Origin of the sequence: Treponema sp. JC4, from assembly GCF_000260795.1 — a bacterium.
In the GTDB taxonomy this organism is placed as follows: domain Bacteria; phylum Spirochaetota; class Spirochaetia; order Treponematales; family Treponemataceae; genus Treponema_D.
The window spans coordinates 1-12,910 of sequence record NZ_AJGU01000043.1 but is presented as its reverse complement, the minus strand read 5'-3'; the positions used below and the strand labels follow the sequence as shown (position 1 = coordinate 12,910).

The following is a 12,910-nucleotide window of genomic DNA, read 5'->3' as shown; positions in this document are numbered from 1 at the left end:
TCAGCTGGTAGAGCAATGGACTGTTAATCCATGTGTCGCAGGTTCAAAACCTGCAGCAGCCGCAGATAAAATCCTCTAGCAAGTGCTAGGGGATTTTTTTTATTTTAAACTAAAACACCTACGTAACAGTTAAGATTAGCGCGGCTGCTGCAGGTTTTGAAGCGAAACGAGCGCGCCGACAGGCGAAGAGCGTCCATGGATGGCTGCGACAGCGAGTGGAGACGCCGTGGAGTGAGCGAACACGATGTTCGCGAACGTACGGCAAAACCTGCAGCAGCCGCAGATAAAATCCTCTAGCAAATGCAAGGGGATTTTTTTTATTTTAAACTAAAACACCTACGTAACAGTTAAGATTAGTGCGGCTGCTGCAGGTTTTGAAACGGAGTGAGCGCCGAGCAGGTGCGAGGAAGAGGCGGCATGGATGCCGCCGGAAGCGAACGAAGGCGCCGCAGAGGGAGCAGCCAGGACGGCTGCGACCGTCGCGGCAAAACGTCGGTGGTCGTAATGCTCAACACCAACTTCCAAATGCATGTAACCACCTTACCACTTGCGCACAGCGCAAGTGCATTGGATTTTTCTTGTAACAAACGGCACTTAAATTTTTTAAAAGCGTAGCGTCCGTTAGCGATGGGAGCCCCGAAGTTGCGGAACGACAGTGAAGCAATGAGCGTTAGCGAAGGGCGGACGTAGCGACCCGAACGAAGTGAGGGGAACGGTACGTCGGTTAAAAATCCATCCACCAACTTCCGAATCCCCCTAACCGACTATCACTTGTGCAAAGCACAAGTGGTGTGGATTTTTATTCCAGGATATACCTTGCCCTGCTAGTCTCCGTTTCAAAAACATCCACCGCATACAAAAATGCCCGGCCATCCCCAGCAGCAGGCTTAGACAAATCCTCCCCTTCCTGAGAAAGACGGTTCAAAATACCGGCGGCAATATACATTGCAATGCGTTCGGCACTAGGATTCTGGTCAAAATATTCAAAATCATTAAGATTGGTGTGATCAAGCTCCTTGCAAACAGCGCGAAGGGCAGCCTTCAGCTTTGTAAAATCAAGCAGCATTCCACCTTCGTTCAGCTGACTGCCGCGAACGTGGGCATAAACTTTATAATTGTGACCGTGCAGATTTTCGCACTTTCCGTTGTAATCTCTTAAAAAATGGGCTGCTGAAAAATCAGCCTCAACACGAACTTCAAACATGGGTAAAGTATAGTAAATTGCTGCCAATTCGCAAAGCGAAAGTTGTTTTTATTTTACAAACACTCTAAAATAAACTTTATGAAAAAAATACTTTCTCAGCTTCTGCCTGCTTTTGAAAATACGCTTCTTGCGGCAGATGGAACTAAAATTACCGACCTTAAAGAAATCAATGAAATCCCTATAGAAAATCTTGTTTTTGATTCCCGCGAAGTTACAAAAAATACTCTCTTTTTTGCCCTTCCGGGAACTCACATCGATGGAAACAATTTTATTGCGCAGGCAATTGAAAAAGGTGCAAATGCGGTTGTTTTTCAGGGAAAGCTGACTGCAATTCAGAAAGAAGATGTTGCAAAGGCTATTGTTCAGCGAACTTTTGATAACGCCCTTTCTGAAGATAAGCCTAAATTTGCTCCTGTTCTTATTAATGTGCCGGATGCTCGTTTCTCTATGGCTCCGGTTTCGGCAACATTCTATGATAATCCTTCGGAGCGCCTGATTGTAATCGGCGTTACCGGAACAGAAGGCAAAAGTTCTACTGTAAGTTTTATCTGGCAGCTTTTGCGCGCACTTGGACACAAGGCTGGTTTTATTTCTACTGTTGAATATTCTTTTGGCGGTGAGGCTGTACCGAATCCTCAGCATCAGACAACTCCGGAAGCTACTATTATTCAGCACCATTTGAATCAGATGCTGGAAAATGGCTGTAAGTATGCGGTTGTAGAAACATCTTCTCACGGGCTTTCTCCAAAATTGAACCGCACGGGAAACATTCTTTTTGACTGCGGCGTTTTTATGAACGTTACTCTGGAACATCTTGAGTTCCATAAAACTTTTGAGCAGTACCGCGATGACAAGGCTAATTTGTTCCGTAAGCTTGGCGATACAGTCCACGTAAAAACTATCGGCGGGGAAAAGACAAAAATCACGCCGGTGGGAATTGTAAATCTTGAAGATCCTTCGGCTGAATATTTTGTAAAGGCTACAAATCAGAAGGTTTTTGGTTATACAACTCTGGGCAAAGCTGGACGCAATGCAGATGACGGCCAGAAGGCAGAACTGCCTGCAATTCCAGCCGGTCTTGAATACATGACTGCAGAAAGCATTGTTTCTGACTCACAGGGACTGAACTTTAGCGTAAAGGCCCCTGACGGAACTACTTTTGAAGTTGAATCAAAACTTCCCGGCGCCTTCAACGCTTACAACCTTATGGCTTCTATAATTGCAGTAAGCCGAATGACAGGACTTTCTTACAAAGAAGTTGCTGCAAAGCTTCCGGAACTTACTCCAATCAAAGGTCGCATGACCGTAATCAATCAGGGACAGCCTTTTGAGCTGATTATTGATTACGCCCACACACCTTCCAGCTTTGAAACTATTTTCCCTCCAATCCGTAACCGTTGCCAGGGAAAAATGATTTGTGTATTTGGAAGCGGAGGCGAACGTGACCTTACAAAACGTCCGCTTCAGGGGGCAATTGCGGCAAAGTTCTGCGACACAGTAATTCTTGCTGATGAAGATCCCCGCGGAGAAGATCCGGTTGAACTTCTTAAAATGATTGCGGTGGGGGCAGAAAAAGAAGGCAAGGTTATGGGTAAGAATCTTTTTATTACCCATGAACGCCCAAAAGCAATCCGTCAGGCCTTCAGCATGGCGGAAAAGAACGACATTGTTCTGCTGTTGGGAAAATCGCACGAAAACAGTATTATATATAAAGATGGTGCAATGCCTTATGATGAAATCACAGAGGCAAAAAAGGCACTTTCTGAAATGAATTATAAAAATTAAAAAAAATTACGAGGGGAAAAATGAATATTTGTGTAATTTACGGCGGAAAATCTGGTGAGCACGAAATTTCTTTGATTTCGGCTGCTTCAATTGTCCGTAACATTAAAAAAGAAAACAAGGTAATTCTGATTGGAATTGCAAAAGACGGAAAATGGTATTTACAGAGCGACGCAGAATACGAACGCGTTTTGAAAGAGAAAGATTCTCCGCTCAAAATCACTGAAGATAAAAATAAGCTTGTTTCAGTTCTTCCGGGCGCAGGAAAGGCTTCTTTTGCAGCGGCTGACGGAACAAAACTTAATATTGATGTTGTTTTCCCTGCCCTTCACGGAACTTACGGCGAAGACGGTACTATCCAGGGACTTTTTGAAATGGCAGAAATCCCATACGTTGGCTGTACCCACATGGCAAGTGCCGTAACTATGGATAAGGAAAAGACAAAAATGCTTTGGGAAAGCGCAGGTCTTCCTGTAGTTCCTTATGTCTGCATGAAACGCCACGTTATGCTCAATTCAAGCGTTTATGACGAATTTATAGAAGCAACAGAAAAAGAACTTGGTTATCCTATGTTTGTAAAACCATGTGGAGCCGGAAGTTCAAATGGTGCTTCAAAGGCTAACAACCGCAAGGAGCTCAGCTTTGCCATTATGGAAGCCTTCCTCTGGGACGACAAAATTCTTATCGAAAAATCAATCAATAATGCCCGCGAAATTGAATGCAGCGTTACAGGAAACTCTGTTACCTTCCCTGCAGAAAGCGAAACCGAAGAGGTTCTTGCCTACGTTCCTGGCGAAATCAAGCCGACACACGAATTCTATGATTTTGATGCAAAATATAATGATGAAAACGGAGCTCTTCTGGTAATTCCGGCAGAACTTTCAGAAGACGGCATTGAAAAAATCCGTAAAACTGCCTGTGCCGCTTACCGCGTACTGGACTGTACCGGACTTTCCCGTGTTGACTTCCTTATCGACAAAGATACAAATCAGGTTTTCTTAAACGAAATCAACACAATGCCAGGTTTTACTTCAATCAGTATGTTCCCTAAGATGTGTGATGCAGCCGGCCTTAAATATGCCGACCTGATTGACCTTCTGATTGACGAGGGAATTGCCCGCTACAAGGCCAAGAAGGAATTGCAGACATCCCGATAATCTGATAAAATTAAATACTATTTCTTTTAAAAAGGTGTACTAAAAATGAAAAAAAACAGTGTATACACATTAGGCTCATTAATCATTCTTTTGATTTGTGCCTTCGTATTCGTAATCCTTCCTGCCATGACAGGTTCGGCAGAAAGACAGCAGACTGCAGTAGAATTCGGTAAATACAATGGAAAAGCAATCCGCTATGAACAGAATTCAGATTTTTCTGATGCTGTAACTTACTACGGACAGCTTTATCAGTACTATGGCCGCGAACTTGATTCAAATGCCTACTATGAGATTTTCTACAACGCATTTAATCAGACAGTTATGCAGTATGCATATAAAGATGCAGTTGAAAAAAGCGGTTATACAGTTCCAAAATCAGCTGTAACACGCCAGCTCATTCCTTACTTCTCAGAAAACGGAAAATATTCTTCAAAGCTCTACCGCTCTACTCCAAAAGACAAAATCCGCGAGCTTACAGAAAAAGCAGAAAAAACTCTTTTTGCTTCACGCTATTATGATGACAACTTTGGTTCTGACGATGAAAAACTTGGTTCAGATACTCTTTACGGTTTGAAGACCTCTTCAAAAGAACTGGATTTTGTATCAAACTACGGCGAAAAACTCCGCGGCTTCAATGCTGCAATTTTTGCTCTTTCTGACTACCCTAAATCAGAAAAAGTTGCATACGGAAAAGCAAACACAGACAAATTCATCAAGTACAACCTTTCAGTTATTTCCGTAGAAGACAAATCAACAGCAAACACAGTTGCTAAACGCATTGCTTCAAACGAAATTACATTTGCAGACGCAGTAAGCGAATATTCAAATAAATCTTTCAGCAACTCTGAAGGAAAATTGACAAACGCTTACCGCTACCAGATTGAAAACATTCTTGTTGAAAAAGCAGACATGGATAAACTTGTTGCCCTTTCAAAAGATGACGTAAGTGAGGTTATCCCTACAGGTGCTTACTTCTCAATCTTTAAGGCTGATGACGAAGCTGTACTTCCAGACTTTGATTCAGATGATACTGTAAATCAGGTAAGCTCATACATTACAACTTACGAAAACTCAATTATCGAAGACTACTTTACAGAAAAAGCAAAGGCATTTGCAGCAGAAGCAAAGAAAACTTCTTTCAAGGCAGCTGCAACAACTTTGAGCGTAAAGACAACAGAAATTGCTCCATTCCCATTGAACTACGGAAACGTTTCTGTTACAGCTTCCCTTACATCAAGCGAAGCTGCTTTCCGCAATGCAGATTCAAACGAGAACTTCCTTACAACAGCTTTCTCTCTTAATAAGAACGAGATTTCAGAACCTCTTCTTTTGAACCGCAACGTTGTAGTTCTCCAGCTTACAGAAGAAAGCGCCCCTGCAGCAGATGCAGACAAGAGCCTTCCAGATCTTTCAAGCTACGACAAGACTTCTGCTCAGGCTGCAATCCTTAAGAGCGACAAACTCGAAAACCACTTTATGGAAGTTTACTTCCGCCAGATGATGAATAACTAGGACGGTAATTTGCCCGAACAGATTCAAAACGAAAAGCCCTGCCTTGTGAATACTCCGCAGGGCTTTTCTGTTTCCTACAAGAATAAGCTTCTCTATTCAAAATACGCTCCACAAAAGGCAATTTTAGCGGCTGTGGAAAAAGTGCAGGTGCTGCCGGGAACTCTTTTTTTGTGCTGTTCGCCGGTTCTCCCCTACGGGCTTAAAGAACTCTGCCAGAAACTGGACGATAAAAGCTTCTGCCTCCTCTGCGAATTCGATAGGGAACTGAGCAGCTTTTCAGAAGACTTATTTTCTTCCCAAGGATTTAAAGATGAGAAAGCCGCGCGACTATCCCTTTCCCAGCTGCAAAGTCTCCCTGTCCTTTTGAACCAGCCTTCCTATGCTCCAATACAAGGCACACGGCTTTTACCTGCGGGCTCTTTTAAACGCGTGGTCCGCCTGGATTTTAGTGCCGGTGTTCAGTTACATGAAGCCTTATACAGCGAATTTACCGCAGCCTGTACCAGGGCAATTATGACCTTCTGGGCAAACCGAATGACTCTGGTAAAGTTCGGCCGCAAATATTCCCAGAACTTTTTCAAAAACTTAAAGCTGCTTCCATCGACCACTCCTCTTCAAAACTTTTTTGCCTCAGTTTCAAAACCTATTATCGTCTTTGGAGCAGGACAAAGTGCAGAAGAAGGAATCCGTCTGATAAAAGAATGTGCAGCTTCTTTCTATATATTATGTGCCGATACAGCCCTTCAGCCCCTTTTAGCAAACGGAATAGAGCCGGACGGAGTTTTTATAGAAGAAGCCCAGACTGTAATCAAAAAGGCTTTCATAGGCACTCAAAAAAGCCGTACTCAGATTTTTACAGGACTTTCTGCAGTTCCTCACCTAGACAAAATAAAAGAGCCTGAGAAAATAAGTTTTTTTACAACCAAATATACTTCTGCAAAGTTTTTAGAAAATCTTTCGGAAAAAGGCCTTTTGCCTCCTCAAAATGAACCTTTCGGCTCGGTAGGACTTACAGCAGTCTACTATGCACTTAAATTCCGTGCTTCTTCTGATATACCAGTTTACCTCTACGGGCTTGATTTTTCATATTCAGAAAGCTTTACCCATGTCAGGGCCAGCATGGCACATAAAGAAGCTTTTTTAAAAAACAGCCGCCTTTCCCCTCTGGAGAATTACAGCGCAAGTTTTGGCATTACAAGTGAAAAAGTTTCAGGCAAAAAGGGCAGCATAGTCTACACTACCCGCACCCTGAAAAATTATGCAGAACTCTTTATGGGTTTATTTTCAAACGTAAAGAATCTGTATGATTCAGCTGGCAGTGGTCTTGAACTCGGTCTTCCTTATAAAAAACCTGAAATGACAGACTTTTCTGATAAGCAGACTTCAGCCAGAAAGGAAACTTTTAATCTTCTTGCAATCAAGAATTACTTTGCAGACGAAAAGGCTGCCCTGGAAGAAATCCGCGATCTTCTTACTGGCAAAATCTCCCTTCCAGAAGCAGAGCGTACTTCCCGTATTACAGAACTCGCCGCTCCCCGGGAATACCTCTATCTTCACTTTGCAGACGGTATTACTTTTTCTACAGACCTTTCCTTCTTGAAACGTATTCGCACAGAAATCGACTTTTTTCTTAAATTTTTATAACAATTTATTAATGTTTTGTTAAATCTCCTCCGACATTATTAGCAAATGAAACAAAGCGCGGGTACTGAACGGCCCGCCCTCACAGGGAGGTTAGAATATGAACCATCTTGAATTTGAAAAAAACGGACGTCGTTATAGTCTTACAGGAAATGTAATTACAGTTTTTTTAGAAAACGGTGTAAAGGTTCGCCAGCTTTTCTTCCGTGATCCAAAAACAGCCCGTGAAGCCTTTCTTTCAGTAGCATAAACCATTTTTCATACATAAACTCCTCCGATTTAAGGGCGGAAGATTAACTGGGCCATAGAGTTAATTTTCCGCCCTTTTCTTTTTTATCCAATAAATTATAGTTAGTTTTGCCAAACATATTGAACATCTTGTTAGTTTAGGCTAATATAAAGTTAGCATTAACTAACGAATACTATTCGTCAGTTTAATAACTAAGGACGGAAAATGTTACCTTTGGTACTGGCAAACCCCGGGGACGAAAACATTATCAAAAAAATCTCCGGAAACGACGAAGTAAAAAAACATCTCGAAAATCTGGGCTTTACCCCAGGCACATCAATCAAAATCATCAACACACTTTGTGGAAATGTAATCGTAAAAGTAAAAGATTCGCGGGTCGCTCTTAATGAAGATATGGCGCGCAGAATTATGGTCTAGTTTAGTTTTTAGGAGAATATATGAAAACATTACGAGAAGTAAAAATTGGAGAAACCGTTAAGGTTGTAAAACTCCATGGCGAAGGTGCGGTAAAACGCAGAATTATGGATATGGGCGTAACAAAGGGCGTAGAGATTTACGTACGCAAAGTTGCTCCACTCGGAGATCCTGTTGAAGTTACAGTACGAGGCTACGAGCTTTCACTCAGAAAAGCAGACGCAGAAATAATAGAAGTTGAGTAGGAGAAAATAAAATGGCAGAAAAAATTATAATTGCACTTGCAGGTAACCCGAACTGTGGTAAAACTACCCTTTTTAATGCGCTTACCGGTTCAAATCAGTTTGTAGGAAACTGGCCTGGAGTAACTGTAGAAAAAAAGGAAGGTAAACTTAAAAAACACGATGATGTTGTAATTACTGACCTTCCTGGTATTTACTCTCTTTCTCCATATACTCTGGAAGAAGTTGTTGCCCGCAATTATCTTATTGGCGAGCGTCCAGAAGCAATTTTGAACATTGTAGACGGAACAAACCTCGAGCGAAACCTTTATCTTACAACCCAGCTTGTTGAACTTGGCATTCCTGTTGTAATTGCCCTCAACATGATGGATCTTGTAAAGAAAAACGGTGACAAAATTGATGTAGCAGAACTTTCCCGCCAGCTTGGCTGCAAAATCGTTGAGATTTCTGCCCTTAAAGGCGACGGAGTTATGCAGGCTGCAGAAGAGGCAATTAAGGCTGCAAAAAACGTAAAGACTGTGCCTCAGCATACCTTCAGCGGAGCTGTAGAACACGCACTTGCCCACATTGAAGAAGCCGTTGTTCACAATATGCCGGAAGAACAGCAGAGATGGTACGCTATCAAGATTTTTGAACGCGATGACAAGGTTTACGAACAGCTGAGTCTTAAAAAAGAAACTCTTTCTCATATTGAAGAAGACATTAAAGCTGCAGAAAAAGAACTTGATGATGATGCAGAAAGCATTATTACAAACGAACGCTATGTCTACATCGCAGGAATCCTTAAATCAAGCTATAAAAAGCACAATGCAGGCGCCCTCACAAACTCAGATAAGATTGACCGCATTGTAACAAACCGCTGGCTTGGTCTTCCAATTTTTGCCGCAATCATGTTCCTGGTTTACTGGATTTCTATGGTTGGTGTTGGTGCTATGGCTACCGACTGGGCAAACGACGGTCTCTTTGGCGACGGATACCATCTGTTTGGAATTGGAACAGGCGCTTACGAAGAAGCTGCAGAAGAATACGGTGATACACCTCTTATTCTTGAAGCAGTTGAAAATGGTGAAACAACTTACGTTGTAGAAGATGAAGAAACACTTGAGCTTTCTGATCCTATTGAAATTACTGATGAAATGGTAGAAGAAGCTCAGGCTATGGCAGAAAAATATGGCGAAGAAGGCCCTGCTCCAGAGGATTACGGAATCTGGGTTCCTGGTGTTCCTGTTCTTATTGGAAACCTTCTTGAAAGTATCGGCTGTGCTGAATGGCTTTCTGGTCTTATTCTTGACGGTATTGTTGCAGGTTGTGGTGCAGTTCTTGGCTTTGTTCCTCAGATGCTGGTTCTCTTCCTCTTACTTGCCTTCCTTGAAGCCTGCGGTTACATGGCTCGTATTGCCTTTGTTCTTGACCGTATCTTCCGTAAATTCGGACTTTCTGGAAAATCATTTATTCCTATGCTTGTAGGAACAGGTTGTGGTGTACCTGGTATTATGGCAAGCCGTACAATCGAAAATGAGCGCGACCGCCGCATGACAATCATGACAACAACCTTCATTCCTTGTGGTGCAAAGGTTCCTTTCATCGCTATGATTGCAGGTGCAATTTTCAGTGGTTCTGCCTGGGTTGCAACTTCTGCTTACTTTATTGGTATGGCGGCAATCATCATCTCTGGTGTAATGCTTAAAAAGACAAAAATGTTTGCAGGACAGCCAGCTCCATTCGTAATGGAACTTCCTGCTTACCACATGCCTACTCTTGGAAACGTACTCCGCTCAATGTGGGAACGCGGCTGGTCATTCATTAAAAAGGCCGGAACAATCATCATGCTTTCTACAATCGTAGTATGGTTTACATCATTCTTTGGCTGGGCAGATGACGGCTTCAGAATGCTTGCAGAAGACGAACTCGATGCTTCTATCCTTGCAAAAATCGGTGGAGCAATTGCATGGATTTTCAGCCCTCTTGGATGGGGAAACTGGCAGGCTACAGTTGCTTCTATTACAGGTCTTGTTGCAAAAGAGAACATCGTTGGTACAATGGGTATTTTGTACGGTGGTGGAGAACTTTCTACTTACCAGACTCTTGCTCAGACCTTTACAAATGTAACGGGCTTCTCATTCCTGGTATTCAACCTTCTTTGCGCTCCTTGTTTTGCTGCAATTGGTGCAATCAAGCGCGAGATGAACAATACAAAATGGACCTGGTTTGCAATTGCTTACCAGTGTGGATTTGCTTACGCAATCGCTCTTATGGTAAATCAGTTTGGAAAACTCTTTACAGGAAGCGTAAACGTAATTGGAACTATCTTTGCTCTTGCCGTGCTTTGCGGTATGATTTACATGCTTTTCTTCAAGAAGTACAGCGAAGCAACAAAACTTGGAGACCTTAGATAATGTCAACTTTAATCGTAGGTATATTTCTGGCAGCTGTGGTTGCACTGGTTGTCAGAAACCTGATAAAGAACAAGGCCCACGGAAAATCTTCGTGCGGATGTGGATGCAGTTCCTGCGGCTCTGGCTGTAACTGCAGTAAATAGTTAAAAGAAAAAGGACGCGATTCAAATCGCGTCCTTTTTTTATGCTTAGCTAAAACTTAAAAGTCAGCCAATTTTGGTGCGCGTGGATATGGGATAACATCTCTTATATTCTCCATACCAGTCACATAGCGGATAAGGCGTTCAAAGCCAAGACCGAATCCTGAGTGAGGAACTGTACCGAACTTGCGCAAATCCAGATACCAGTCGTAAATGCTCTTATCCATGCCGCGGCGTTCAATTTCTGCACAGAGCTTTTCGTAAGACTCTTCGCGTTCTGAACCACCAATCAATTCACCAATTCCAGGAACAAGAACGTCAACAGCCTTTACAGTCTTTCCGTCTTCATTCTGCTTCATATAGAAAGATTTGATTTCTTTTGGATAGTTGAAAACCATTACAGGGCAGCCGAAAATCTTTTCTGTAAGATAGCGTTCATGCTCTGTTGCAATATCACAACCCCAGTAAGGCTTGAACTCAAATTTAGCACCGTTAGCAGCAGCTTCTTCAAGCTTTGCAATTGCGTCTGTATAAGAAATGCGGACAAACTTAGCATTTGCAACCTTCGTAAGGCTTTCAATAAGACCTGGCTGAATGCGCTTGTCAAAGAACTCAAGGTCTGAACGGCATTTTGTCAAAGCCCAGTTCAAAAGATATTTTACAAAGTCTTCCTGAATGTCCATGTCATCATCAAGATCATAGAAAGCCATTTCTGGTTCAATCATCCAGAACTCTGCAAGATGACGTGGAGTATTTGAGTTTTCTGCACGGAAAGTAGGTCCGAAGGTGTAAACACGGCTCAAAGCTGTAGCCATAGTTTCTGCCTCAAGCTGACCAGAAACTGTAAGGGAAGCTTTCTTTCCAAAGAAGTCTTTTGAGTAGTCAACAATTTTGTGAGCATCTTCAATCTTCATGCCACCCTGACCGGCTTTTACACCCATCTCGGCAATTTTTTCCATGCTCAAAGTTGTTACCTGGAACATTTCTCCAGCGCCTTCACAGTCAGAACATGTAATCTCCGGTGCGTTGATGTAAACAAATCCGCGCTCCTGGAAGAATGAGTGAACGGCAAATGCCATCTGGTTGCGTACGCGGAAAACAGCGCCAAAAGTGTTTGTGCGGGCACGAAGATGAGCGTTATCACGAAGATATTCCATGCTCATCTTGTTTTTCTGCAATGGATATTCATCAGGATTACAGGTTCCGATGCAGGTAAGATTTTCAAGAGTAACTTCAACAGCCTGTCCGCTTGCAGGAGAAGGAATCAAAATACCTTCTGCGCGGATAGACGCACCTGTATTGAGTTTTTTGAGTTCAGCTTCGATATTATTTACATTGGCATTATTTGATGGAGCATTACGGTCAAAAGTCAGCTGAATATTTGCAAAACAGCTTCCGTCATTAACCTGAATAAAAACAAGATTTTTAGAGTCGCGAACAGTGCGAACCCAGCCCGAAACAGAAACCTTACGTCCGTCCGGTTCAGAAGTCAGTAAATCTTTGATTAAAACTGGTACCATAAATAAGTCCTTAAAAACATAAAATATAGAAGATATTTTAATGATTTAACTCATTTTTTACAATTTGTATGCTATAATTATTTTCAATAAAAAACAGTAATAAGATGATAAAAACAAAGTTCAATTTTTCAGAAAGACTTTTGCATTTTTCTCAGCTGATGTATTTTACCTTTTCTAATTTTGTTTCCAACAATCTTTGGGAAAGCGCCTCCTCCTGCTCTTTCGGCTTTGTTTTTTCTTTTGTTCCTGTTTCGCTGATTATCCTGACCCTGCTTACAACAATTATCCGCATAGTTCCCGAAATAGAAACTTACATCCTCAATTATGCTGCCCAGTTTTATTCGGTTATAGACGTTGAATTCGCCCTTTCAAACATAACAAAACTGCAGACAATTCATCTTTTTGACATTTTCTTAGGTCTATGGCTGATCTGGATGGCAAGAAAACTTTTCAGCTCAATTGTTTCTGCCATGAACCGCATTTTCCGTTCCATTTCCAGACGAAAAACAACCATCAATCAGCTGGTAACTTTTTTTTCTGAATTCTTTCTGATTATTGTAATCGTTCTTGTAATCATCGCCTCCTTTACAATGAATAAGATATTGAAATTTCCGGTATTCGAGCCCTTTATTCAAATGTCACCGCTTTTCTT

At 42.1% G+C, this 12,910-nt stretch carries 12 protein-coding genes; 10 read left to right on the top strand and 2 right to left on the bottom strand.

Features of this window, described 5'->3' with window-relative positions; translation table 11 throughout:
• Positions 1-799: 799 nt before the first annotated feature.
• Positions 800-1,204, bottom strand: coding sequence for a 6-carboxytetrahydropterin synthase QueD (queD, locus tag MSI_RS11665; RefSeq protein WP_009107244.1), 405 nt, complete (start codon positions 1,202-1,204; stop codon positions 800-802).
• Positions 1,205-1,282: 78 nt separating this feature from the next.
• Between queD and MSI_RS11660 the strand changes: the two genes are divergently transcribed.
• The 9 genes from MSI_RS11660 (at position 1,283) to MSI_RS14365 (ending at position 10,741) form a co-directional block, all read left to right on the top strand.
• Positions 1,283-2,989, top strand: coding sequence for a Mur ligase family protein (locus MSI_RS11660; protein ID WP_009107241.1), 1,707 nt, complete (start codon positions 1,283-1,285; stop codon positions 2,987-2,989).
• 20 nt (positions 2,990-3,009) lie between these two features.
• Positions 3,010-4,143, top strand: a complete 1,134-nt coding sequence (locus MSI_RS11655; protein WP_009107239.1) for a D-alanine--D-alanine ligase family protein — start codon at positions 3,010-3,012, stop codon at positions 4,141-4,143.
• A gap of 45 nt (positions 4,144-4,188) precedes the next feature.
• Positions 4,189-5,655 carry a SurA N-terminal domain-containing protein gene (locus MSI_RS11650; RefSeq protein WP_009107237.1) on the top strand — a complete coding sequence of 489 codons (1,467 nt, stop codon included), beginning with the start codon at positions 4,189-4,191 and terminating at the stop codon, positions 5,653-5,655.
• Between the two features lie 9 nt (positions 5,656-5,664).
• Positions 5,665-7,299, top strand: coding sequence for a 6-hydroxymethylpterin diphosphokinase MptE-like protein (locus tag MSI_RS11645; RefSeq protein ID WP_009107234.1), 1,635 nt, complete (start codon positions 5,665-5,667; stop codon positions 7,297-7,299).
• 97 nt (positions 7,300-7,396) lie between these two features.
• Positions 7,397-7,546: a hypothetical protein gene (locus tag MSI_RS14570; protein WP_009107231.1), complete on the top strand. Its 150-nt coding sequence runs from the start codon at positions 7,397-7,399 to the stop codon at positions 7,544-7,546.
• Positions 7,547-7,750: 204 nt separating this feature from the next.
• Positions 7,751-7,963: a FeoA family protein gene (locus tag MSI_RS11640; RefSeq protein ID WP_009107228.1), complete on the top strand. Its 213-nt coding sequence runs from the start codon at positions 7,751-7,753 to the stop codon at positions 7,961-7,963.
• Between the two features lie 20 nt (positions 7,964-7,983).
• A complete protein-coding gene (locus MSI_RS11635) occupies positions 7,984-8,205 on the top strand; it encodes a FeoA family protein (RefSeq protein WP_009107226.1) in 222 nt (73 codons plus the stop codon).
• An 11-nt stretch (positions 8,206-8,216) separates the two neighbouring features.
• Positions 8,217-10,598 (top strand): ferrous iron transport protein B, encoded by a 2,382-nt coding sequence (gene feoB / locus MSI_RS15055; RefSeq protein WP_009107224.1) that lies wholly within the window; start codon positions 8,217-8,219, stop codon positions 10,596-10,598.
• On the top strand, positions 10,598-10,741 hold the full coding sequence (locus MSI_RS14365; RefSeq protein ID WP_081481389.1) for a FeoB-associated Cys-rich membrane protein: 144 nt from the start codon (positions 10,598-10,600) through the stop codon (positions 10,739-10,741). The genes feoB and MSI_RS14365 overlap by 1 nt, the downstream gene beginning before the upstream one ends.
• Positions 10,742-10,797: 56 nt before the next feature.
• Here the strand turns inward: MSI_RS14365 and asnS are convergent, their stop codons facing one another.
• A complete protein-coding gene (asnS, locus tag MSI_RS11625; protein ID WP_009107222.1) occupies positions 10,798-12,258 on the bottom strand; it encodes an asparagine--tRNA ligase in 1,461 nt (486 codons plus the stop codon).
• 104 nt (positions 12,259-12,362) lie between these two features.
• Between asnS and MSI_RS11620 the strand changes: the two genes are divergently transcribed.
• A partial coding sequence (locus MSI_RS11620; protein ID WP_039924806.1) for a YhjD/YihY/BrkB family envelope integrity protein occupies positions 12,363-12,910 on the top strand: 548 nt, incomplete at its 3' end.

What these genes read in the sequence shown, in the direction of transcription:
- MSI_RS11635 (WP_009107226.1), top strand. Translation starts at nt 7,984, where the DNA reads ATGAAAACATTACGAGAAGTAAAAATTGGAGAAACCGTTAAGGTTGTA.
- MSI_RS11650 (WP_009107237.1), top strand. Translation starts at nt 4,189, where the DNA reads ATGAAAAAAAACAGTGTATACACATTAGGCTCATTAATCATTCTTTTG.
- feoB (WP_009107224.1), top strand. Translation starts at nt 8,217, where the DNA reads ATGGCAGAAAAAATTATAATTGCACTTGCAGGTAACCCGAACTGTGGT.
- queD (WP_009107244.1), bottom strand. Translation starts at nt 1,204, where the DNA reads ATGTTTGAAGTTCGTGTTGAGGCTGATTTTTCAGCAGCCCATTTTTTA.
- MSI_RS11655 (WP_009107239.1), top strand. Translation starts at nt 3,010, where the DNA reads ATGAATATTTGTGTAATTTACGGCGGAAAATCTGGTGAGCACGAAATT.
- MSI_RS11660 (WP_009107241.1), top strand. Translation starts at nt 1,283, where the DNA reads ATGAAAAAAATACTTTCTCAGCTTCTGCCTGCTTTTGAAAATACGCTT.
- MSI_RS14365 (WP_081481389.1), top strand. Translation starts at nt 10,598, where the DNA reads ATGTCAACTTTAATCGTAGGTATATTTCTGGCAGCTGTGGTTGCACTG.
- asnS (WP_009107222.1), bottom strand. Translation starts at nt 12,258, where the DNA reads ATGGTACCAGTTTTAATCAAAGATTTACTGACTTCTGAACCGGACGGA.
- MSI_RS11640 (WP_009107228.1), top strand. Translation starts at nt 7,751, where the DNA reads ATGTTACCTTTGGTACTGGCAAACCCCGGGGACGAAAACATTATCAAA.
- MSI_RS14570 (WP_009107231.1), top strand. Translation starts at nt 7,397, where the DNA reads ATGAACCATCTTGAATTTGAAAAAAACGGACGTCGTTATAGTCTTACA.